This window comes from Tannerella forsythia 92A2 (genome assembly GCF_000238215.1).
Classification (GTDB): Bacteria; Bacteroidota; Bacteroidia; order Bacteroidales; family Tannerellaceae; genus Tannerella; species Tannerella forsythia.
Genome location: NC_016610.1, coordinates 2,076,179 through 2,099,670, shown reverse-complemented (window position 1 = coordinate 2,099,670; position 23,492 = coordinate 2,076,179). Strand labels below are relative to the sequence as shown.

Genomic DNA, 23,492 nt, shown 5'->3' with positions numbered 1-23,492 from the left:
TCACCATATTATTCTATGATTTCCCAAAAGCCGCCTTTGTTGGGACCGACACGGCGGAGATATTTATCACGCATAGCTTCTATGTTACGTGATATGGAATTTTCACTGATTCCTACATGTTTGGAAAGTTCCGATTTAGAAATATATGGATTCTCTATTATTAGCTTGATGATAGAAATACGATTTTTTGTTAATTTTTCATTGAGTGCCATTGCTTTTTCTATCACCTTTTCTGTCACCTTGACATCCTTTTCTATCACCCTTTCTGTCACCTTCGGTACCGTAATTTTCAAAATAAAATCATCAAGATGGAAGTATATATTTATCAATCGTATCACTGGGACTTACAGTTGCATTTTCGGCATTTACAGTTGCATTTTTATTGATAGCAGGTTGTATAAATAACCTTTTCACCTCTTGACGGTTTGTGGGTATGTTACCCCTTTTATTGGGGTCTTCTGTTAAATGCGTAAATGAAGCTCCTTGATGTTTACAGGATGTTAAGGGATTAGTATCTCGCATAAATCTCTATATAATATTGATGTACAGTTGGTTAATTGCTCGCTATGCAGTATATGGGGAGACAAGAATAGCTCCTCTAAATGTTAACAAACGTATAAATCCATCTATTTAACAGAAGAACCTTTTATTGGCAAGCTCATACCTTTCTCTCCTATTGCATACCATTGGAAATGTGTAATTGCCTAATTCTTCTTATACGCACCATTATGAGAATGTGCCGTTTGAAGTGCCACAAGGGTGGGAACTAATAGCATTAGAGGAAATCTTTATATTAAATCCTAAAAATGAAGTTGATGACGAGACCTTAGCAGGATTTATTCCTATGGCACTTGTTGATGATGGATTTTGTGGAAGTCATTCTTTTGAGCAAGAGCTTTGGAAAAACATTAAAAAAGGATTTAGTCATTTTCAAAATGGTGATATTGGAATTGCAAAGATATCTCCTTGTTTTGAAAATATGAAATCTGTGATTTTTAACAATCTTCCAAATGGGTTTGGAGCTGGAACTACAGAACTAACCATCTTACGTGGAATATTGATTGATGTAAAATTCTATCTATATCTTTTCAAGACTTCTTGGTACATAAGCCAGGGAACTAAATATTTTAAAGGTGTTGTTGGACAGCAACGAGTAAATAAAGCAATTTTTACGACATTAGAAGTTCCCCTTCCTCCACTTGCTGAACAGCAGCGCATTGTTTCAGAGATAGAGCGTTGGTCTGTTTTGATTGATACAATTGAGCAGGGCAAGGAAAATTTGGAAACATCAATCAAACAAGCCAAGAGCAAAATCCTTGACCTTGCCATTCATGGTAAACTCGTACCGCAAGATCCCAAAGATGAGCCGGCGTCTGAACTACTCAAGCACATCAATCCTAAGGCTCAAATCACTTGTGATAACGAGCATTATGCGCAGTTGCCCAAAGGATGGGTTATGTGTTCACTTGAAAATATTATAGAATATGAACAACCTGCAGACTATATTGTCAGTTCTACGAACTATGATGATAGCTATCTAACTCCAGTTCTAACAGCTGGTAAATCATTTATAATAGGCTACACCGATGAAAAAGATGGCATATATTCTAAATTACCTTGTATTATCTTCGATGATTTTACCACAGCCTCAAAATTAGTAACTTTCCCTTTCAAAGTTAAGTCTTCTGCAATGAAGATTTTGCAGGTAAACCAAAACATATCAATCAAATATGTTGCTGCTTTTATGAGCATCACGCAACTAATTGGTGATACTCATAAACGTTATTGGATTTCAGAATACTCTAAACTCTCAATTTCTATTCCTCCCAAAGAGGAACAAGAACGAATCGTTGTAGCAATAGACAACCTATTTAATGCCTTAGATGCAGTCAAGGAGAACTTATAAATTCTCCTTGAGCGCATCAAGTAAGTTGAATGCCGATTTAATCGCTTCTACTATTCTTATCTGCTCATTATATGGTGGCAAGGGGACGGAAATAGCCTTGAATAACTTTTTATTCAGGTGAGGTATTGCAGACCCCACTTTATTCTCTCTTAATGCCTTTCGATGCAGGTTTATTACATTGAGAATATATTTCTCATTGACATTTTGGTCTATGTCCAACTGCTTAAATGTACTTCCTTGATAGCCATCTATTAGGGTTCTAAATACTTCGCCTGAATTCTCACCATCTACTAAAATCATATAGGAATTAGCTGTTACAAACTTACCACTGTTAATGGCTTTTCCTGCTGAAGTCCCTCTTAAATACTTTACATCCAAATTTATCAAAGGAGTACTATCCAGCTTTATTCCATCCTTTAGTTTACAAACATCTTGCATTGATATTACACTCCATCCTTTGGGCAACTGCGCATAATGCTCGATATACTTTATTATATTGTTACTTTATTCATTATTAATCAATGTAATATGGTAACAACATTTCAGAAACATCTTGCCAAGACCAACTTGGCACCAAACACCATCACATCGTATGTGTGGACAGTGAACTACTTCTTTAAACATTACAAGGAAGTGAATAAAAAGAACCTTTTAGCATACAAAGGATTCCTTGTAGAGAGCTTTAAGCCCCAAACAGTCAACCTACGTTTGCAGGCCATCAACAAGTTCTTGGAATACTCGAAGCAAGAGAAACTGAAAGTGAAGTTTGTAAAGGTACAGCAAAAGAACTTCTTGGAAAATGTGATAAGTGATGCCGACTACAAGTTCTTGAAGACCAAGCTAAAGGCTGATGGCTATGATGAATGGTACTTCATAATATGGTTTATGGCTGCAACGGGTGCACGTGTTAGTGAATTGCTACAAATTAAAGCAGAGCATGTACAAGTAGGGTATCTTGACCTTTATAGCAAAGGTGGAAAGATAAGACGTTTGTACATTCCTAAGAATTTGCGGACAGAAGCGAATAAGTGGATTAAAGAGAAAGGATTAACCTCTGGGTATATTTTTCTCAATCGCTTTGGTAATCGAATCACAACACGTGGTATTGCCCAACAGCTTAAATATTTTGCAGAAAAGTATGGTATCAATCGTGATGTGGTTTATCCACATTCTTTCCGCCACCGCTTTGCAAAGAATTTTCTCGACCGTTTCAATGATCTTGCGCTATTAGCCGACCTTATGGGACACGAGAGCATAGAAACCACTCGCATCTATTTACGCAGGACAGCGAGTGAGCAACAGAAGATTGTAGACAAAATCGTGAATTGGTGAAAGAATGGCGTATTTTTTGCATACAATAGAAAAGAAATGTGTTGGAGATAAATTTTCTGACAAATCATATTTCAGAAAGGGGGTGTAAAGAATGGGAAAAAATCAGCATGTAGTTCCTAAAAATGGACGATGGGGAGTAAGAGGAGAAAATAACTCAAAGCTAACTTATACCTTTGATACTCAAGCGGAAGCGATAGCGATAGCCCGTGAAATCTCAAGGAATCAACAATCCGAACTTTTAATCCATGGTCGTAATGGACACATAAGAGAACGTGATTCGTATGGTAACGATCCATACCCACCTCGTGGGTAATGATTTTTTAGGATGTGCCAGAGAGACCAATTTCTCTCTGGCTATTTTATTTGTCCAATTCTATTTCTATTAGATTAATCAAAGTAAACAAGTCTTTGATTTTACGTACAATGCGCTTTTGTTCGGCGAGTGGAGGAAGATAAAAAAGTTCTTTGCATATTATATTCTTTGAGACAGATTTAAACGTAGAACCAGTTGCCTTATTTTCAAGTGAAACTTTATGTTGTATCATAGAATAATACGCAAAGTCTAAGTTTAAAGCACTATTAGGTTGTAAGTTGCATAAACCTCTCCCTATGCAAATTTTTCTATCTAAAGTGTTTATATCGCCTACAGGTGCCCTTACACATAATACCAAACTATTTGGTTTTGCAATCTTTATTGGCGAAGTAGTATAAAAAGGAGATTTTAATAGTTTCTTCTGAGAAAAGAATAGTTTACCTTGATGGAATTCTATTCCATTCTTTTCATTTATACTATTGCCATCGGGAGATTGCCCCATTATAATAGTGAATACATCATTTAATATGCACTGTACCCATCCTTTGGAATGCAACTTCCTACTATGCTCGTTATCACAAGTGATTTGAGCCTTAGGATTGATGTGCTTGAGTAGTTCAGACGCCGGCTCATCTTTGGGATCTTGCGGTACGAGTTTACCATGAATGGCAAGGTCAAGGATTTTGCTCTTGGCTTGTTTGATTGATGTTTCCAAATTTTCCTTGCCCTGCTCAATTGTATCAATCAAAACAGACCAACGCTCTATCTCTGAAACAATGCGCTGCTGTTCAGCAAGTGGAGGAAGGGGAACTTCTAATGTCGTAAAAATTGCTTTATTTACTCGTTGCTGTCCAACAACACCTTTAAAATATTTAGTTCCCTGGCTTATGTACCAAGAAGTCTTGAAAAGATATAGATAGAATTTTACATCAATCAATATTCCACGTAAGATGGTTAGTTCTGTAGTTCCAGCTCCAAACCCATTTGGAAGATTGTTAAAAATCACAGATTTCATATTTTCAAAACAAGGAGATATCTTTGCAATTCCAATATCACCATTTTGAAAATGACTAAATCCTTTTTTAATGTTTTTCCAAAGCTCTTGCTCAAAAGAATGACTTCCACAAAATCCATCATCAACAAGTGCCATAGGAATAAATCCTGCTAAGGTCTCGTCATCAACTTCATTTTTAGGATTTAATATAAAGATTTCCTCTAATGCTATTAGTTCCCACCCTTGTGGCACTTCAAACGGCACATTCTCATAATGGTGCGTATCGGAAGTTTTGGCAGATTTTCGACTACGCTTAATCTTCTCTTCTTTTATCAAGCGTTCTTTTTCTGCACGGATGCGCTCAAGCAGAACAGATGCAGACTCATCGTTTGGGTCTTGAGGTACAAGTTTGCCGTGAATAGCAAGGTCTAATATCTTTTGTCTTAACTTCTTTGTGTCCATTATCTACCAAATTAATCATTTGTATTGTTTTGCTCTTCCAAAAAAAAGTTGCAATATTCATTGAGTTGTTCTTGCATACGCTCTTGCGGAATAAGAATACGTTTGTATTCTGTTATCAAAGTTGGGCTCATACTGCGACTCATAGCGTATTCTACCACCATTTTATCAGCATCAGGACATAATAGAATACCAATAGAAGGGTTTTCGTTGCTTCGCTTTACATCACGATCAAGGGCTTCGAGATAAAATTCCAACTGTCCGAGATCACGAGGATGAAACTTTGTCTTTTTCAGTTCTACCGCAACAAGTGCTTGCAAGCCACGATGGAAGAACAATAAGTCGGCTTTGAAAGTTGATGCACCTACATTGAGGTTATACTCTTGATCCATAAATATAAAATCTTTACCCAGCTCAAGGATAAACTGCTTCATGTGTTCTATCAATCCTTTCTTGAGCTTTGCTTCACTATGTTTTTGAGGCAACCCGAGGAAATCAACAAACAAAGTGTCCTTAAATACAACAGGAGCATTAGGATAATTCTGTAATAAGCCTTTCGACATATTCTTTTTATCGCCTAACAATGTTGTGTAGGTCTGGTTGGTGATGCTACGCTGAAGCTCTCTTTTTACCAAATGTTCTTTGTGAGCATACAGAATATAGAATAACCGTTCTTCACTGCTTTTACAACGGCATAATATCTCTATATGATTCGTTAAAGTGGTTAGTGTGAGGAATTTGGGAAATTGTCCAATTCTTGGCTGGACAACTTGTATAGGAAAGGTGTCTACTCCTTGATAATCTTGTATCAAAGGCTTATCATTAGTTTGTGCAATTTTTGGCTGCACAAATTCTTTAGATAGATATTGTGATGCTATGGATAAGAAGCTCTCGGAAGAATACTCTTCGTAGAACTGTACCATATTATACACACTTCGTCTGCTATATCCTTTCAGCTTTGGTTGTTTGGTACGGATATATTCAGAAAGTTGAGTAACAACTTTGCTACCCCATTCTTCTGTTTTTAACTTATTGGAAACATAACCGCCCACATTCCAAGCCATAAGTAGCATTTCTTCATTCACTGCCCTTGAAGCACGACCCTGATGCTGCAAAATGATGTTGATTACCTCATCAAACTGCTGCTCTTGACTCAATATCACATTACTATCCATTCCGTTTACTCTTTAATTCCATCCATTAACTTCTGCAATTCAGCTACTGCCTTACTGATGTTACTGGCTTGAGTTTTGATATTTGTCATCAACTCATCTAATGTAAATTGTTCTTCCTCTCCACCTGCTTTAATCCATGTGATATCAAGACTTGTTTTGTCGCGAGCTATAATGTCCTCTATCGCATATTTGCGCCATCTACCATCACGAGCAGTATCTTCATTATAGGTTTCGACACGATGATTAGCAGTATAGCTGGCTACAAAATCATCAAGATGATGACGCTGCAACTTATTAGTTGCCAATGTATGCTTTACATCCGTGCGATAATCATAGAACCAAATATCCTTTGTTGGTTGCCCCTTTATAAAAAACAACACATTGGCTTTAACGCCTTGTGCATAGAAAATACCAGTGGGCAAACGCAAGATGGTGTGCAAATTGAAGTCGCTCAATAGCTTCTTGCGGATCGTTTCGCCTGCACCACCTTCAAACAGCACATTATCAGGAAGTACCACGGCTGCCCGGCCACCTGTTTTCAGCATCAACATCATATGTTGCAAGAAATTAAGCTGGTTATTTTTAGTTTCTACATAAAAATCGGGACGATTGATGTCCACCGAACCAGCAGGACGAGTTCCAAAAGGAGGATTGGCAAGAATTACATCTACCAAAGTGTCAGGCTCTTTCTCCAAACTATCTTCGCACGCAATAGGACTACGGTCGGTACCAATGCCATGTAAATACAGGTTCATTGAAGCCAAGGTAACAACTAACGGAGTGTTGTCGACACCATGCAATTCCTTGTTATTCAAGAAGTCACGTTTGTCCTTATCTTGTGATTGTTGTTTCATACAATCGTATGCAGCTAACAGGAATCCGCCTGTACCACAGGCTGGGTCGCACACAGTTTCACCAATCTTGGGCATGATACAATCCACCATTGCTTGGATAAGAGGACGAGGAGTGAAATATTGTCCTGCACCACTCTTTTTGTCTTGACCATTCTTTTCCAAGATACCCTCGTAAATAGCACCTTTTACGTCACCATCCATTACAAGCCACTGCTCTTCGTCTATCATTGAAATAACCTTCTTCAGATAAACAGGTTTATCAATCTTGTTCTGTGCCTTAGTGAAAATAGTTCCGATAAGATTGTCTTGCTCACTGAGTATTTTCAATGTTTTCTCATATTGCTCTATCAAGTCTAAGCCATCAAGTTCTATCAGATTACTCCAGCGATAGCCTTCTGGGATAGAGGATGTTTCCTCGAACAATTTCTCATTCTCTGCATCCATCTTGAGGAAAAGAAGATAAGTGAGCTGAGTAACATAGTCGGTGTATCCAACACCCTGTCCTGATAGCGTGGTTGCTAAATTCCAAACCTTTTTGGTAAGAGCCTGTTCTGTTGATATATTTACTGCCATTTGTTAAGCTATTTTTCTGTAAATGATAAATTGTGATAATGAAGACAAAGCTTCATCTGCTATATTTTTTCCACCAAAGACACGGATAAGTTGTGCCGCCTGTGTCTTGTCATTGTCTTTAATCTCTGTAATTGTACAATAACCATTCGATGCAATGTAGCTAAACACCTGTTGCATTACTCCTATCTGTTCTTCTGTGAGGGGGCGTTGATTTTGTCCACACCAAAGATTAAACCTTTGGCTGGCAGATGGATATAAACTTTCGAGCCTTTCTATCTGATGAAAAGCATAACGCACTAACTGGATAATGTTTGTAAGGGCCTCTTTTTCCTCTTTTGTAGAACTATGTTTTACCATTTGGGGATTGATGATAGCGTAGGAGTTCCATAGCAATGAAGTATTGAACTTACTACTTGCAAACTTCAATTTATTCTCCAAGTCCTTCAGCATGGTGTATGTGAGTGGCTCACCTTGATTGTTGTAGATGATGCGCAATGCTTCTATTTCGTCTTTATGTTCCTCACAATAGGCTTCAAAAGCCGAAGTGGTGGTTTGGGCTTCTTCTTGTGAGAATCCCTTTGATATAAGCGTGTCCTCGCCTGGCATCAAAGTTTCTATAAAACCTGCATTGAGTATCAATAAGAACTCACGTGCATCGGGATAATTGGCAATATTGCACACTAATGCCTTACGATCTGTATTTGGCTCATTCACATTGATATACTCTGGTAAGAATCCTTGTTCGAGCGCATCAAAGATATTGGATGCAATATCCATCATACTGATATGTGCAAGACTGATAAACTTCTCACGGTCTTTTTCTTCACATTTATGACTTATACGAGATAGGCGACTTGCTAATAAACGCAGATAATCATCACTTACGTTACCATGCGTTATTTTCTCTAAGAGTTCCTTTAGGGACATTAGTTTGGTGGTTGCACCGTCAGAAGGGGTGGTAATAGACTTTTCATGTTCTGTCACGCCAACAGCATCAACCAAGTAGAAACAATCCTTACTATACGCATTAGGAGTAACGTTACGGAGTTGTTCGTCACCAATAGTACGCACGCCTCGCCCCTTCATCTGAATATATAAAGGCTCTGATGCCACATCACGCATGAACATCACCACTTCAAGAGGCTTAATGTCTGTACCTGTCGCCACCAATGTGCAAGTTACGGCAATACGGAAGTCTTTATCGTTGCGGAACTGACGTATCAACTCATTGCTATCACCTGCTGAATAGGTAATTTTCTGTACGAAACGATTATCATTATGTCCAAACACCTCTCTAGCTATCTGCACAATGTTAGTGGCATGATTTTCATTAAGCGCGAAAATCAGTGTCTTGGGCAGATAATCCATATTAGCTTCACGCTGCGGGTCGGTAAACATTTCTGTATATACTGCATCACGATAGGTTTCTAATATCAATTTTATCTGTGCAGGATTAACAATACTACGATTGAGTTCCTCACGAGTATAATTTTTTGTTTCTTGATTGTTTACCGTTTCAACTTGTCCTGTATAGCACATTTCTCTTTTTACCTTCTCACCTTCGAGAATGGCACCTCCATTTTCTGTTGTCTGTGTTTTGATACGATAAACACGGCAATCAACATTTACACCATCAATGATAGACTTCTCTAACGTATAGTTTACTATGATATTATTATTGAAGAAAGCCTTCGTTTCAGGGACAGGTGTTGCTGTTAACCCTATCAACTTTGCTTTTGAGAAATAATTGAGGACTTTCTGCCAATTACCATAAATAGAACGGTGGCACTCATCAATGATTATCATATCAAAGAAATCTGAAGGAAGGTTAGGATGCTCTGGGAGTATTATTTCCTTATCTTCTATTTCGTCATAATCATCGTCACTATCAGTAATTTCGTCACCCTTTAACAATGAGAAAAGTCGTTGTATAGTGGATATTACCACATTGCTATCCGCTGGTACGCTCGAAGACTTCAAGCGATTAACCGTAAAAATAGTATTGAATGGATCGCCATTCTCTGTCAAACGGAATGTACCAAATTCGGTTTCAGCCTGCTTACCCAAATTATTCCTATCCACCAAAAACAAGATGCGCTTCATTGGCGTGAAAGCTAACATGCGATAGGCAGCCAAACAAGCTGTGTATGTCTTCCCCGCACCTGTTGCTAAAACCATCAAAGCACGATTTTCACCATTACGATATGATTTTTCTAATTCTGTAATGGCTTCATACTGACATGCACGCAATCCTTTGGGATTTAACATGGGCAAGCCAACATAGTCATCCTTCAGCCCTAATAACTTTTTAACCTCTTTAGGAGTATGAATTTTCTTACAATACTCAAATTCAGAATTACTTTTTCGAGTATCATAAAACATCAAGTCTCTACTATTAGCAACATAGGCAAGGGGTAAAGGTATATTAGGAAACCATGCTTGGCACCACTTAGGACAACTACGTGTATATAAACGTGCTTGTTCTTGCACAATATCAGAATTTATATCTGTCTCAATACGCTTAGCTTCCAATACCCCTACAGCTTTGCCGTTGAGAAACAATAAATAATCAGCTTCCCTATTGCCAACCATCAATCCTTCCCTAATTGCCACAGCTGTCATATTTGGAACATACTTGTCTCTATCAACGACTTTCCAGCCTGCTTCTTCAAACATTCTATCTATGATAGCTCGTGCCTTTTCTTCTGGTTTCATATTTTCTCTGGTTCTTATAAGTGCATATTATCAGAAGTTAAGAAATGATTTTTGCAAATGCAACGATGGGAATAGCCAATACCTTCGGGGCTATTTGAATGCTCTTGCAGTCAAACGTCTGACTTTCTACACATCCTTGTATATCTTTTATTATCATATGATATCTCGTTTCAATACTACTAAACTATTCTTTATCTTCTCTTTTCGGCAAAACGGAACTAGGAATTTGCTTCACTTGACCAGGGGAAGGGTTATCCACTCCAAACCGATGCTTAGCCAAACATTTTTTTGTCAATAAAGCAAGAAGTTTAAGATCTTGTTCCTCAACGAATCCAAACTTATATTGTGCTCTCATCTCACAAACAAGTTCAAATAAATAAAAGGAATTTTTTGGAAGATTTATTAAATATTTCTCTATTTTTTCATGCCACTTATTAGGTCTACATAAAACAAAGAGCAATGCTAGTTGTTGCTTTAGTAATGGGCTTGCAGCATGTTCAAACGCGTCATATAATAATGGGGCTATTTTCAATGAAAATATATCTTCTTTAAATATTGCTATTACATTCGTAGATATTACAAATAAGATATTTTTAGCTCTTTCCTCTTCTGTATCGCCAAAATTGTCTGACAAAAGAAAATCTGCCCCTCCGTAAGTAGCATAACCTTTAGAAGCTAAAACTGGTATTAAAGCAAATAAAACTTTAGAAATTTGTAGCCACCCTCTTAAGACCTCTGACAATAAGTTCTTCTTTATTTCAGGGTTGGCATAATCACTATTCCTTAATGCACGCGAAGAAGATTTTATCTCTTGTATTAAATTATAAATGTAATATTCCTCGAAGAAATCATGCAGGACAACGCTCTGATTATACGGCGTTATTTGATTATACCCTGTATCTGAATATCTATCCTTTATTGATTCTGGAAGTCCAGATGTCATAACATTGTCACTAATTTCTTTTTGTATACGCAATATGTGATCTTCTGTTGGATTCCAAAAAGCAAACTTATATGGGTTTATACTATCGGGTATACCTAATCGTGAAAAAACTATATCACAGGTAGTGTGTATATCATCCATTAAAACTCTTAAAGCATCTGTCTTATTACGATCAATACCTGTATAGAATTCTATTAGTTCTGGATAATCTAAGTATTTTTTTGACTTAAATATATAGTCTGCAAATTCACTATTATAACTCATCTGTCTTGCCGCAAAGTATAATAGCCAAAAAGCGGACTTAAAACAAAAAGAATTATCAGTAGCAGTAATAACATTATTATTAATCAGAACAGTAAAGACTAATAACACATCAATATCTATTAAATTATTACCACTTGCCTCCTTTGTTGTAGAAAGAAATTCTTCTCTAGTAAAACTCATTCGATTTTCCCTAATCAACCGCTCACAAAAGCACCCAAGAATAAATTGGCAATCTTTTACATCAGGTTGGGAATTGTATCTGGGGATTTCCGTAAATTCAAATAATACATATAATACATCTTCAAGCATTTGACTTCTATTTACAGGACTAACATCAAACCTTTTTTCATCAGCCTTTAGTAAGGTTAAACAATTTTGAGGAGTTCGATGTATATTAAGAGTCGTCAAATCACTTACGATTTTGTCGAGTAATGTATCAGTGTCAGTAATTGAAGCTGCTTTATTATATTCAGTTACAACAGTCCTAATTTGATTTCTTGTCATAGCTAAAAGATAAAGCGGTTCAAAGTTTCTTTTAATATTAACTTCTTCTTGTTTTTCTTTTATGAACTTAGAATTATCTAAGGTTCGCATTAGAATAATAGGAATAGAGTCAAAATGCTCACAAATAGATTTAAGTTTTTTCAAAGCCATATTGTCCATCGAATTCCATTCATCAACAATCACACATGAAATCTTTATATCTTCTTTGAGTCCTAAGTTTGTTAGTTCATTTTTGACATATTGGGGAATATTATGGCTCTTAACCTTCTTTGCATCTAAGTATAGCCAAAAACAATCCTGTTTCCATGCTTCTATAATCATATAATTAGACAAGCAAGTTAAACCAAATTGTGGAGGCGCAGATATTATGACATCACGAGGGTTATCTATAATACTTGAAATTTCTACCCTATTATCATAATTATCGTCGGGGCAAGTTGATATATCTGATTTAGAACTTATAATAGGATCGATCCAAATTTTCGGTTGGCCTGCAAAAAGTTGGAGAGACTTGTTCAACCGCTCTTCTAGAAGAAAACTTGTTCGAGGTGTTTCTCCTAGTTCACCATCGTTCTTTTTGGTGAATTTTTGATTTAAAAAAATTGTTAAATGTTGCTTTAATTTTCCTTTAAAATCCTCTTCTCCATCATACATAGAATAAAGGCAATTTGTACCTACCACATTATCTCTAAAAGCCTTAACCTTATTATATTGTTCTATATTTAATTGACTCGGCTGAATAGCTCTATCGTTAAAGTAGAACATAATCTCTAAACCTTGTTCTCTTTTTGAGCGTTCTAATGCTATATTAAATTCTTCCTCAGTACCAGAATCAGCTCTATTAGTTGGTGAACCGAATTTAGTATACATAATACCAATAAACAGGTCATACTGATCACCTACTTGTTCATTTATAACAGCCTGTCCATCTTCTCCGATACCTGGTCTAACATCTTTTTCCCACCGAACAGATTGTAGTTCAACATTGTAGGGTACACCAAGGCTTCTATTGAGTTCATCAAAAACTCTTTCACATACATCTCTTTCCGTCGAAGTATCACTTGGTGATGCGATGAAACATTTTAATATCTGTTTTGGAATCATAATTTACATATAAAGGTTACTAATATATTGCAAAGATAGTATATTTTGTTAATCTATTCTCAATTCTGGCAAACTATTTATCGCCTCCGACTTCAATTTATCCACTGCACGGGTGTATTTCTCGGTATGCTTCAATCCGCTATGCCCCAATAGACTGGCTACCGTCTTGATGTTGGCTCCATTGTTTAGAATGTTCACTGCAAAACTGTGGCGAGCGCAATGCCAACTGATATGTTTGTTGATGCCTGCACGCTTTACCCACCGTTTAACAGATTTGCTGCAACTCTCATATGAAGGGAGGTTGAAGATAGAAGAATTTAAATCTTCAGGGGCTTCGCCAATTAAGGAGAGTAAGCCATCATTGAGAGGAATAATAACTCCACTATATGCAGAATGTCCTTTGGTCTTATTCTGCTCAAATTTAAGTAAGCGATTGGTATAGTCAATGTTTTTATAGGTAAGGTCTTTTACATCACAGAAGCGCAGACCACAATAGAGGCAGAGAATAAAAGCACGTCTAACATTAGGATTCTCATTCTCATAATGACATTGAACCAACGCCTGTATTTCGTCCATTGAGAGTACATCTTTGCGCAACACTTGGTCATCTACCTTGCACACAACGCCCTTGCAGGGATCTTTCTGCATCACTTCGTGGTCAATGGCATAGCGTACAACTTTCTTGAAACGCTGATAGATACTTTTTGCCCCTTCACCCACACTTCTTGATTGCAGATATTCAACAAAGTGTTCCATCATATCTTTGGTTATTAGTTCGGGCTTAATGCTGAACTCATAAACTGGATATTGCTCTTTCAAAAAGTCCTTAAAACGATTCAAGGCTATCTTAATCATTCGCAGGTTTTTCTTGGTATAGCTATCAATGTAAGCCTGATAATAGTCTAAGAAGTTGATATTTCTATCTTTCTTCAAACGATATCCGAGCATACTCTCCTTAAACTGTTGTTCACGCTCCGCACGGATTTTGGCAGCCAATGCAAGTGTTTCCTTGTTCTGTTGCCTTTCCGCAGGAGTACGGGGCTTGGCTATCAAGTACAACTGCAAATTCTCTTTTCGCCTGTTGTGCTTAATATGTACTTTGGGCTTACCAGCCATCTTACCTGTTTCATACAAAACTGGATTGCCGTTTTCGTCCAATACAGGTATTTCTTCTCTACCGAGATAATACTCCAGATACAGACTTATCCGACCATCAGAAAGCACATTTTGCTCCAATTTCGGGTTTTCCTTTGCTTTATTTTCTAACTTTGCCATAATTGATAGTTATGTACCTGAATGAGTATAGAACCGAGTAAAATCATTAACTCATTTATTTTCAGATGTTTTCTTATTTTGCAAAGATACTAAAAAGTTCCGAATATCAAAGTGTACTAAAAGTGTACTATTCAACCAAAAACAGGTAAAAATGAGCAAAATTGCCAAACATAAGAAAATTATAAATAACTGATTGTCAGCATAATATATTCTTTTTATTTCTCTTATTATACATACTTTGTACCGGGTCTGGGTACGAAACAAATATCTAAAAAGTTGATTATTAAACGATTGATTTTTTTCTTGTTTTAGGGATATTCCCAAATAGTTTCCAGCTATCCCGCGATCCATGGGTACATGAAAGTATAGACTTTGCTTGGTGGAACAAGGTAAAAACAGTATCTTTGAATCAATAAACAAGAACAATTTCTTTCGGAGCAAGTGCCCGGATTATTCACTACCTCGCGTGGGGTCATGGGTTACGGTGTATCGAACGGTGCGGCAGGTGGTATATCACTACGCGGACTTTCCGGAGGTAACGCAAGACTGATGGTGCTGATAGACGGACATCCGCAGTATGTCGGTATCTTTGGACATCCGATAGCCGACGCCTATCAAACCTTGTTGGCAGATCAGGTGGAAGTGCTTCACGGTCCAGCATCCGTGCTCTATGGTTCCAACGCCATGGGGGGTGTTATTAACATCGTTACCCGTAAGATGCACGAAGACGGAGTGCACACTCATCTGCATACCGGCTACGGTTCTTACAACACGCTGGAAACGGAACTAACTAGCCGCACCCGACAAGGACGTTTCTCCGGTATCCTTTGCGGTTCGTACAACCGGACCGATGGGCATCGTGAAAACATGCCCTTTGAACAGTATAGCAGTTACGTCAAGTTGGGCTATGAACTGAACGACAACTGGAATACTTATGCCGATGTGAACGTGACGCACTTCAATGCTACCTATCCCAGTCCCGCATCCGCCCCGTTGTTGGAAGGCGACCAGCACATTACACGCGGTGTGACCTCCTTTGCTTTGAAGAACCGTTACGAAGGGTGGCTGCCCCCGAACATAAGCTCTACGCCGGAGCTGCATTCTCGAAAGACCGCTGGAATGTATCGACTGGACTTCAGCACATCGCAGGACTTTACACTTCTACTGCCCCTGTCGCAACGGAAAATTTCGTTTTGTGGAATCTTTGCGCTTCGTTCCGTGCTGCTCAATGGCTTGGTTTCTGGGTAAGAGGTGAAAACCTGCTGGCACAAACATATGAAATGAACGCCGGATACCCGATGCCCCGCGCTACGGTGATGGCAGGTCTTAATATTAACTTCTAAAACATTAGGTAACCAAAAATATGAATTGGTCAGACTGGATTGATGGTTTTGATGAAGATTGCCGCCGTAGCTGTGGCGTTTGGCGCGGTGGCTTTTCTCTTCAAAGAAACGTTATTTGCTGTCATCCTTACGCCCCCAAAAACCAGGTAGGTCCCTGTACCGATTGTTGAATGAAATTAACCCAGATTCCGCGATAGAAAAAATCTTATCTTTGCATTTTATAATTTCTAATGCGTAGCGATAGACACAAAGCCGGTATGAAGTTTGAGTTATCCTTTACCAATAAAGAGATTACGCCTTGGGGCGGAATGGTATTTTTGAAGCAAATGTTAGACAAAATCGGGTTTAAAGAACAGGTGTTTTCTTGCCATTCTTTACCTACCCAAAACTCTAATCGTGCTTATGATGTGGACGTAATTTTAGAGTCTTTTATAACCAGTATTTGGTGTGGTGCCAACCGCTTTTTGCATACCGAGGTTACTCGGGCAGATAAGGCATTGGGACACATCTTCGGTTGGAAACATACCCCTGCACAAGACGTTTACAAGCGATATTTTTCCAAATTCAATGCCAAAACCAATTTGGAAGTTGCTCGTCATTTCTTTAGTTGGTTTTTCAAGAGTTTGAATATTAACTTTTTTACACTCGATATTGACTCTTCGGTAATTACTCGTTATGGGGAACAGGATGGCGCTACAAAAGGCTATAATCCTAAGAAAAAGGGCAGAAAAAGTCATCATCCCCTCATTGCATTTGTCAACGATATAAAAATGGTTGCCAATTTTTGGCTTCGTAGCGGAAACACGAATGCTTCCCATAATTTCATTGGTTTTTTGGAAGAGACTTTAGCCATGTTTGGCAACAAAAAAGTCGGCTTGGTACGACTTGACAGCGGTTTTTGCCAGGGAAATATATTTGACTGTTTGGAGGAAAAATCTTTACCTTACATTGTTGCAGCCCGATTTACACACCCCATTCAACACCTGATAGACAAACAGGATTTTTGGGTAAAAGTAGATGACGGTATAGAGATTTGCGACAAAACCTATCAGGCACAATCTTGGCAAAAACCAAGAAGAATCGTTATTGTAAGGCAAAAAATAGAGAAAAGACCTCAAGCGGGCGGAAAACAGTTGAGCCTTTTCCCCGAAGATGAAATCCATCGTAACTACCGATACTCTGCCTATTTTACGAATCAAACCTGCTCAATGGTCGATGTTTGGAGAACCTACCGTATGCGGGGAGATGCTGAGAACAGAATAAAAGAGTTGAAGCAGGATTTTGGGGCTGAAAGTTTTAATCTAAAAGACTTTTATGCAACCGAAGCTGCCTTGATTTTTTCGATGACAGCCTACAATTTAATGTCTCTGTTCCGTCTATTTGTTCTTCAAGAAAAAACGCAAAAAACACTATCTACACTGCGTTACAGAACCTTTGCTATAGGGGCATATTTTGAAAGGACCGGCGATACGCTCAAACTAAAAATAGCACTTACTAAAAAACGACGAAAATGGTTCATCGGACTATGGGATTACCCCATAAATCTGAACCAAAAAATTCCTATTGCGTAATCTGGGATTAAAGCACTACAACCTCAAGAGTTATTCTTTCGGAAACGGATAATCTTTCCGGATTTCGTCCTCGGAATGCGTTCCCTATATATAATCTCCCGGGGGATGGCATGACGGGGCAACAGTCTTCTGAAAACCGCATCCATCCTCCTGCGCTTTTCCGGCGACCACTCCATATCCTCCACCACCATAACGATACGTTCCCCGAGACGTTTATCGGGCAGAGAACTGATATAAAAAGGGACTTCCATCTCCCTGAAAACGAGGTCTTCCAGTTCCTCGGGGGAGAATTTGATTCCCCCGCTATTGATTACGTAATCCAAACGCCCCTTCCACACGAAATGCCTTTCATCTACGAGCTCCACCATATCCCGGGTGCAAAACTCCGATTCCCGAATATGGGGAGCATGTATGCAAAGACATCCGGATTCGTCCCGGCGGAAACGCACTCCTTCCAAAGCCTCGAAACAAGCGGAAGCTCCCTCTCCGTTCAATCGCATGAGAGCCGTATGGGATGCCGTTTCCGTCATTCCGTAAGTAGCGAAAAAACGGGTGGGAATATCCGCCAACCGCTCTCTCGTAGTCCGTGCCAGGGGGCCTCCTCCTATCAAAAGATTTTCTACCTTTTCGAACCGGTGGCATTCCCCCGAAGACAGGATGTCCTCCACCTGCAGGGGTACGAGCGCTCCGAGTTTGACCTTCGTATGCAGGGAAGAAAGAGGCAAAGAAGAGGGAGATTCCGGCAACAGAACGGCCCCTGCTTCGAATGCCCTTACCACCATCATTTTACCGGCTATATAAGAAAGCGGAAGAGAGAGCATCAGTACGGAATCCCGGGATATGTCGAAAAAAGCATTGGTCAGCCGTGCCGAAGCCGCCATCGCTTTTTTAGGCAGACGGATAAGCTTGGGCATACCTGTAGAGCCGGAAGTACGCACCTCTATAAAATCCCGGGAATCGCACCATTCCGATACGAATGCACGCAATGCGGATTTCCACGGAACATCATCTCCCAAGGCGCCGGCGGCTATCTCCCGCAAACCGAAATACCTGTCTTCATACAGAATTTTCATAAGCCCCCCCTTTCCATATCCGTTTACAATCCCCCGTTCCCGTATTTTTCCCGGAACAAGGCCTCGATATCGCAACGGGAAGGTCTCTTCCCTGCGGCATATCTCAAATAACCGCCTTCCGTATAAAGAGGCGTATCCGTATTATTCGTAAACAAAGCGCCCGTACCCAATCCCTGAGGCAGGGGATTCCCGTGAATATAGGTCCACTGGGCAATGGCATTCAGGCCTATATTCGACTCCAAAGCGGAAGTGATCCACCACGCTATCCCCATGGATTCGGCAATCCTTATCCATTGCTCCGTGCCGTAAAAACCTCCGACAAGTGAAGGCTTGAGTACGATACAGGCCGGACGGATATAAGCCAACATCTCCCGTTTGGAAGTTTCATCGTATAAGCCTGTCAATTCCTCATCCAAGGCCACGGCAACAGGGGCATTCGCCGCAATCCTGCGCATAGCCCCGTAATTCCCGGCCCTGACGGGCTGCTCCACCGAATGGATACCGAAGGCGGATAAACGTTCCAATTTATACATAGCCTCCTCTTCTTCGAAAGCCCCGTTCGCATCGAGACGGATAACGGCATCCTTCCCGAATTTCTCGCGGACCATCCGTACCAAAGCGAGTTCCGATTCGAAATCGATAGCCCCGATTTTAAGTTTTATACAGCGGAAGCCCTCCTCCAGTTTCTCCTCCACACGCCTTCGCATAGCTTCGAAACTCCCCATCCATATCAAACCGTTTATGGGAATCCCCGCCTCGCCGGAAGTGAAAGCCGAAGGAAAAAGCAATCCCCCGCCCTCGAAGTCGGCAAGCGCCGTTTCCATCCCGAAACACAAAGAAGGATATGCCTGCCAGACGTCGGGAGTAAACTCGCAAACGCCGTTGCAAACCTCCGCCAGCCGCTCTTCGTAATCCGCTCCCTCTTCCGCACTCAATCCCCGGAATAAAGCCGCCTCGCCGTAACCTGCCCGAGAGGGGAAAGCATCGTCGTATACCCTCACGAAATAAGTCTGCTTGGTATGCAAAACGCCCCGCGACGTCCCTGCCGGCTCCTTGAATTTCAAGGTATAGGGGATATAATCGGCCTTAAGCATCAACCTGGGAATTTAGGGAACTTGTCGAAATCCGGAGTCCGCTTTTCCAAAAAGGCATTTTTCCCCTCCTGAGCTTCTTCCATAAGATAATACATAAGGGTGGCATCCCCTGCAAACTCCATCAATCCTCTCTGACCGTCGAGCTCCGCATTCAAAGCCCGTTTAATCATCCGGATCGCCATCGGACTCCGGCTCAATATCGTCTTGCACCAGTCCACCGTTTCGTCCTCCAACCTCGCGGCAGGTACCACCCTGTTTACCATCCCCATAGCTTCGGCCTCCGCAGCGGTATACTGACGGCATAAAAACCAGATCTCCCTCGTCTTCTTCTGACCTACACAACGGGCAAGATAAGAAGAACCGAAACCTCCGTCGAAACTCCCGACCTTGGGGCCGGTCTGCCCGAAACGGGCATGCTCGGCCGCTATCGTCAAATCGCATACCACATGAAGCACATGCCCTCCTCCTATGGCATAACCGTTGACCATGGCAATGACGGGCTTGGGCAGAGAACGGATGGCTTTATGCACATCCAAAACATTCAATCGGGGAACTCCTCCTCCGTCGATATACCCTCCCATTCCTTTCACATGCTGATCTCCTCCCGAACAAAAGGCCTTATCGCCGGCTCCGGTCAAAACGACTACGCCTATATCCGGACGCTCCCTGCATATATCCATGGCATCCAGAATTTCGGCATTCGTCTGCGGCCGGAAAGCATTATAAACCTTGGGCCGGTTGATGGTTATCTTGGCTATTCCCTCGAAATACTCGAATAAAATATCCTCGTATTTCTTTATTTCCTTCCATTCTCTCATATTCATCTATTTTAATTGTAAGTTCTATCGGTTTACGGGGTAAGACTCCCCCGAAATATATGTAAAATACGATTTCAATACAGGGGCGTTTTCAAACCTCGGCGTTTCCACCTCGAGCAGGACCGCCCTGTCGCCGGATGCGAAAAACGAAGGCAACACCGTTTCCAGTTCTTCGGCGGAAGCGGCCTTCATATACCTCCATCCGTAAGCTCCGGCCATTTCCCTTACGGGAACTTCGAGCGGAGTCTCGAAACAGGTCTCCAATTCCTTCAAAGAATCCGGCCCGGGAATAAAACGGAATATCCCACCGCCGCCGTTACGCATCACGATCACCCGTATCCGCCCGTTTACATAAGGCATCCACAAAGCATTGGAATCGTACATAAAACTCAGATCTCCCGTAATCAAAAGGGTGGTTCCGGAATATACTTCGGAAAACCCCATTGCCGTGGAAGTGGCCCCCTCGATTCCGTTGGTTCCGCGATTGCTCCATTCTCCTCCCGCATAATGCGCGTGTTCGAATAATTGGAGATAACGTACGGGCGTGGAATTAGCCACATGCAAAGCAGCATCATGGGGAATATGCCTTAAAATCACTTCGAAAGCCTTGAGGTCGCTCCATCCCGCATCCGCCATAAAGGTACGGTGCAGAAGGTCCGCCTTCCGTTTTATCCTCTGCCACGAACCGGCATAGGAAACTCCTTCCGGTGAGAGGGACTTCGGCGCCTTGTCTTTCAACCGTCCGGCGAATTCCTTCCAAAAGCCCGAAGCTCCCGTACATATATGATGGGTAAGCGCACAGAATGTGTCCGGAGCCGGAAACCTCTCGTCTATCCCCCAATGCTCCGCCGGTTTCGCTCTCCGTAGAAAAGTTTTCAACATACGGGAAACCAATGAGCCTCCGAAAGAAATAAGGAGTTCCGGATAAAGCGATTCGTCTTCTCCGGCTACAGCCAATACCCGGTCTACCGTACCTATACTCGTATCCGTACGGATATTGGAGAGACTCTCGGCAAACAAAACCGTATGGGGAAATTTGCATATATCCTGCAATGCGGCGGACACGTCTTCGTCGGGAGGATAAAAACCGGCGACGATCATCACTCTGGGAGCTTCCAAAAACCGCCTTACGAGCATATCCCATACCTCTTCCGGCAATTCTTGCCGTTCCCTCACGAACGTTATCGCCCGCTCTTTTCCGGAATATCCGGAAGAAATCCCATATAGCGGTTCGCAAAACGACATATTGATGTGTACGGGTCCTCGCCGGGGCATCAGGGCATGGTTCAACACCTCATTCAAACGGCGATTGGCATACCATGCCGAGGCGGAAGTATCGAATTCCGCTCTCAAGCTGCAATACGACTTAACGAAACCGGCCATAGCTCCCTCTTGTCGAATCGTCTGTCCCTCGTCCTGATCGATCCATTCGGCCGGACGGTCGGCCGTCACCGCAACCAAAGGAATTCCCCTGTAAAAAGCCTCGGCAACGGCAGGAGCATAATTCAACATGGCCGTACCGGAAGTACAAACCAGTCCTACGGCTTCACCCGAGGCCAAAGCCAATCCGAGAGCGAAAAAACCGGCGGAACGCTCATCCGCAATCACGTATTTCTCGAAAGCGGGATTCCGGGAGAAAGAAAACAGAAGAGGAGCATTTCGCGAACCGGGCGACATAACGAGTTTACGTATGCCCTTCATCTCGAATAAATCCATCAATACGCTTACGCCTTTCTTATCCGAATAATCCGAATCCATCATCTTGCATTATCATTAAAATTCGCCTTATCTCCGACGGAATGTATTCCAAGCACATTCAAAAGAGTAGCCGCCTTATCCGAGGTCTCTTCCCATTCGTCTTCGAATACCGAATCTCCGTTTATACCTCCTCCCACATAAAGCCGGAATGCCCCGGGAAACAATTCCATCGAACGGATGTTCACATACAATCTTGCAACATCCTTACCCACAGGTCCCAAATATCCTCCGTAAAATTTGCGTTCATGCACCTCGACCTCCCGGATACACGCCAAAGCTTCCTTACGGGGGAATCCGCCGAGTGCCGGGGTAGGATGAAGCGCTTTAAGCAAGCTTTCTAAGCCGTCTCCGGTCAATGCCGTAAAATCCGTACACAAATGGCAAATATTCCCGGCCATAAAGGTGCGGGTCTCCGACATCTCTACGCTGCGACAGTGGTTCTCAAGCACTTCCCTGATATAGTCCCTGACCACTCCTTGCTCTCTTATCTCTTTTTGTGTCCACGGCTTAAGCAACTCGCCTTCGAAAGATACGGGTCTGGTTCCGGCCAAAGCCATCGTCTTTACACGTCCTTTCGTATAATCCAACAGGAGTTCCGGACTCGCTCCCGCCCATACTCCCTTTCCCGGAATAAAATAGAGAAAAACGAAAGCATGGGGATAAGCCCTCCGGAGCAACTCCCAATAAGAAAAAACGTCGGAGAATCCGGAATCGCCCCTCTTAAAGATCAAGGTGCGGGATAAAACGACCTTTTCCAATACCCCGGAATCTATCCGGCGCATGATCTCCTCAAAAGCCGTACGGTAAGCTTCCTTATCCATATCTCCGGATTCCGGGCAAGGCATGCGGATACCGGAGAATACGGCATCCTTCAAATTCCGCACCGCCCTATCCGTCAAATCTCCCCCGCATTCGAATTCCCCGGGAATGAAGTAAGCCTCTTCTTCCGAATCGAAAGGAGCCGCAACAAAACCGGGAACGGAAAAATCCGCCGTCTTACACTCTATTCGTCCGCTCAGCGAAACTCCGAAACTCAGCCGTCCTCCCTCCCGCTCGGGCAAACGATATAAATAAAACGGCACGAAAGAATCCAGACAATGAGTCACCGCCTCTTTCATACCCACAGGAAGATATTTCTTACACATACTGCAAACATAGAAAAAAGCTGAATTTCCCCGAAAAAAAAATGACAAAAAATACGGATTAATTAAAGAGGATGCGCCCCAACATTACGTTTTGACACATCCTCTTTTATGGGAGGCCGCACTGCCGATATGAACAAACTCCGTATGACAGGTTTTGAGTGCCTTTGACGCCTTTGTAATCTGCTGTGCCGAAGCATTCACAAGGAATTGCAGCCCGCCATCAGCGCCAAGAGCGTGTCTCGGAATTGTATTTTATCTGATGAGTTTCCCAATCTAACA

Annotated in this window: 16 protein-coding genes and 2 pseudogenes; 5 read left to right on the top strand and 13 right to left on the bottom strand. The window is 41.4% G+C overall.

Translation table 11 applies throughout. From position 1 onward, the window contains the following. Positions 1-8 precede the first annotated feature (8 nt). Positions 9-323, bottom strand: a pseudogene (locus BFO_RS16140) (winged helix-turn-helix domain-containing protein); the annotation flags it as partial. A gap of 413 nt (positions 324-736) precedes the next feature. On the opposite strand from BFO_RS16140, the gene BFO_RS08570 reads away from it, so the two are divergent. Beyond that, entirely contained in the window at positions 737-1,906 is a 1,170-nt protein-coding gene (locus BFO_RS08570) for a restriction endonuclease subunit S (protein WP_244262902.1), read from the top strand. Here the strand turns inward: BFO_RS08570 and BFO_RS08565 are convergent. Continuing rightward, entirely contained in the window at positions 1,901-2,344 is a 444-nt protein-coding gene (locus BFO_RS08565; RefSeq protein WP_041590814.1) for a restriction endonuclease subunit S, read from the bottom strand. The two genes, BFO_RS08570 and BFO_RS08565, sit on opposite strands and share 6 nt — an antisense overlap. 90 nt (positions 2,345-2,434) lie before the next feature. Here BFO_RS08565 and BFO_RS08560 point away from each other — a divergent pair, with 90 nt between their 5' ends. Both BFO_RS08560 and BFO_RS15010 read left to right on the top strand, forming a co-directional pair. Beyond that, positions 2,435-3,238, top strand: coding sequence for a tyrosine-type recombinase/integrase (locus BFO_RS08560; protein WP_014225292.1), 804 nt, complete (start codon positions 2,435-2,437; stop codon positions 3,236-3,238). Between the two features lie 91 nt (positions 3,239-3,329). Then, positions 3,330-3,551, top strand: coding sequence for a DUF2188 domain-containing protein (locus BFO_RS15010; RefSeq protein ID WP_080561796.1), 222 nt, complete (start codon positions 3,330-3,332; stop codon positions 3,549-3,551). Positions 3,552-3,597: 46 nt separating this feature from the next. Here BFO_RS15010 and BFO_RS08555 read toward each other — a convergent pair whose 3' ends face one another. The 6 genes from BFO_RS08555 to BFO_RS08530 all read right to left on the bottom strand — a co-directional run bounded on the left by BFO_RS08555 (position 3,598) and on the right by BFO_RS08530 (position 14,411). Beyond that, the gene (locus BFO_RS08555; protein ID WP_014225291.1) at positions 3,598-5,007 is read right to left on the bottom strand and encodes a restriction endonuclease subunit S; all 1,410 of its coding nucleotides are present in this window, start codon (positions 5,005-5,007) and stop codon (positions 3,598-3,600) included. 11 nt (positions 5,008-5,018) lie between these two features. Then, a complete protein-coding gene (locus tag BFO_RS08550; RefSeq protein WP_014225290.1) occupies positions 5,019-6,179 on the bottom strand; it encodes a PDDEXK nuclease domain-containing protein in 1,161 nt (386 codons plus the stop codon). Positions 6,180-6,184: 5 nt separating this feature from the next. Then, positions 6,185-7,606 (bottom strand): type I restriction-modification system subunit M, encoded by a 1,422-nt coding sequence (locus BFO_RS08545; RefSeq protein ID WP_014225289.1) that lies wholly within the window; start codon positions 7,604-7,606, stop codon positions 6,185-6,187. Positions 7,607-7,609: 3 nt separating this feature from the next. Continuing rightward, the gene (locus BFO_RS08540) at positions 7,610-10,321 is read right to left on the bottom strand and encodes a type I restriction endonuclease subunit R (protein WP_014225288.1); all 2,712 of its coding nucleotides are present in this window, start codon (positions 10,319-10,321) and stop codon (positions 7,610-7,612) included. A gap of 184 nt (positions 10,322-10,505) precedes the next feature. Continuing rightward, positions 10,506-13,136, bottom strand: a complete 2,631-nt coding sequence (locus BFO_RS14470) for an NACHT domain-containing protein (protein ID WP_014225286.1) — start codon at positions 13,134-13,136, stop codon at positions 10,506-10,508. A 48-nt stretch (positions 13,137-13,184) separates the two neighbouring features. Further along, positions 13,185-14,411, bottom strand: a complete 1,227-nt coding sequence (locus BFO_RS08530; RefSeq protein WP_014225285.1) for a site-specific integrase — start codon at positions 14,409-14,411, stop codon at positions 13,185-13,187. Positions 14,412-14,840: 429 nt separating this feature from the next. Here BFO_RS08530 and BFO_RS14085 point away from each other — a divergent pair. Together BFO_RS14085 and BFO_RS08520 are read left to right on the top strand one after the other, a co-directional pair. Then, positions 14,841-15,467 (top strand): annotated as a pseudogene (locus BFO_RS14085) (TonB-dependent receptor); the annotation flags it as partial. Positions 15,468-15,984: 517 nt separating this feature from the next. After that, positions 15,985-17,325 (top strand): IS1380 family transposase, encoded by a 1,341-nt coding sequence (locus tag BFO_RS08520; RefSeq protein WP_014223539.1) that lies wholly within the window; start codon positions 15,985-15,987, stop codon positions 17,323-17,325. 23 nt (positions 17,326-17,348) lie between these two features. Here BFO_RS08520 and BFO_RS08515 read toward each other — a convergent pair whose 3' ends face one another. From BFO_RS08515 to BFO_RS08495, 5 genes are read right to left on the bottom strand one after another with little or no spacing between them, the layout of a single operon-like run. Beyond that, entirely contained in the window at positions 17,349-18,398 is a 1,050-nt protein-coding gene (locus BFO_RS08515; protein ID WP_014225284.1) for an AMP-binding protein, read from the bottom strand. A 23-nt stretch (positions 18,399-18,421) separates the two neighbouring features. Further along, complete coding sequence (locus BFO_RS08510; RefSeq protein ID WP_041590813.1) at positions 18,422-19,492, bottom strand: o-succinylbenzoate synthase; 1,071 nt, start codon at positions 19,490-19,492, stop codon at positions 18,422-18,424. Further along, the gene (gene menB, locus BFO_RS08505; protein WP_014225282.1) at positions 19,492-20,316 is read right to left on the bottom strand and encodes a 1,4-dihydroxy-2-naphthoyl-CoA synthase; all 825 of its coding nucleotides are present in this window, start codon (positions 20,314-20,316) and stop codon (positions 19,492-19,494) included. Before menB ends, BFO_RS08510 begins: the two co-directional genes overlap by 1 nt. 18 nt (positions 20,317-20,334) lie before the next feature. Then, on the bottom strand, positions 20,335-22,071 hold the full coding sequence (menD, locus tag BFO_RS08500) for a 2-succinyl-5-enolpyruvyl-6-hydroxy-3-cyclohexene-1-carboxylic-acid synthase (protein ID WP_244262901.1): 1,737 nt from the start codon (positions 22,069-22,071) through the stop codon (positions 20,335-20,337). Further along, the gene (locus BFO_RS08495) at positions 22,068-23,213 is read right to left on the bottom strand and encodes an isochorismate synthase (RefSeq protein ID WP_244262900.1); all 1,146 of its coding nucleotides are present in this window, start codon (positions 23,211-23,213) and stop codon (positions 22,068-22,070) included. The genes menD and BFO_RS08495 overlap by 4 nt, the downstream gene beginning before the upstream one ends. Positions 23,214-23,492: the final 279 nt, after the last annotated feature.

Bases quoted from the DNA above. Each gene is read 5' to 3' on its own strand.
- BFO_RS08565 (WP_041590814.1), bottom strand. From the start codon at position 2,344: ATGCAAGATGTTTGTAAACTAAAGGATGGAATAAAGCTGGATAGTACT.
- BFO_RS08560 (WP_014225292.1), top strand. From the start codon at position 2,435: ATGGTAACAACATTTCAGAAACATCTTGCCAAGACCAACTTGGCACCA.
- BFO_RS15010 (WP_080561796.1), top strand. From the start codon at position 3,330: ATGGGAAAAAATCAGCATGTAGTTCCTAAAAATGGACGATGGGGAGTA.
- BFO_RS08555 (WP_014225291.1), bottom strand. From the start codon at position 5,007: ATGGACACAAAGAAGTTAAGACAAAAGATATTAGACCTTGCTATTCAC.
- BFO_RS08550 (WP_014225290.1), bottom strand. From the start codon at position 6,179: ATGGATAGTAATGTGATATTGAGTCAAGAGCAGCAGTTTGATGAGGTA.
- BFO_RS08545 (WP_014225289.1), bottom strand. From the start codon at position 7,606: ATGGCAGTAAATATATCAACAGAACAGGCTCTTACCAAAAAGGTTTGG.
- BFO_RS08540 (WP_014225288.1), bottom strand. From the start codon at position 10,321: ATGAAACCAGAAGAAAAGGCACGAGCTATCATAGATAGAATGTTTGAA.
- BFO_RS14470 (WP_014225286.1), bottom strand. From the start codon at position 13,136: ATGATTCCAAAACAGATATTAAAATGTTTCATCGCATCACCAAGTGAT.
- BFO_RS08530 (WP_014225285.1), bottom strand. From the start codon at position 14,411: ATGGCAAAGTTAGAAAATAAAGCAAAGGAAAACCCGAAATTGGAGCAA.
- BFO_RS08520 (WP_014223539.1), top strand. From the start codon at position 15,985: ATGCGTAGCGATAGACACAAAGCCGGTATGAAGTTTGAGTTATCCTTT.
- BFO_RS08515 (WP_014225284.1), bottom strand. From the start codon at position 18,398: ATGAAAATTCTGTATGAAGACAGGTATTTCGGTTTGCGGGAGATAGCC.
- BFO_RS08510 (WP_041590813.1), bottom strand. From the start codon at position 19,492: ATGCTTAAGGCCGATTATATCCCCTATACCTTGAAATTCAAGGAGCCG.
- menB (WP_014225282.1), bottom strand. From the start codon at position 20,316: ATGAATATGAGAGAATGGAAGGAAATAAAGAAATACGAGGATATTTTA.
- menD (WP_244262901.1), bottom strand. From the start codon at position 22,071: ATGATGGATTCGGATTATTCGGATAAGAAAGGCGTAAGCGTATTGATG.
- BFO_RS08495 (WP_244262900.1), bottom strand. From the start codon at position 23,213: ATGTGTAAGAAATATCTTCCTGTGGGTATGAAAGAGGCGGTGACTCAT.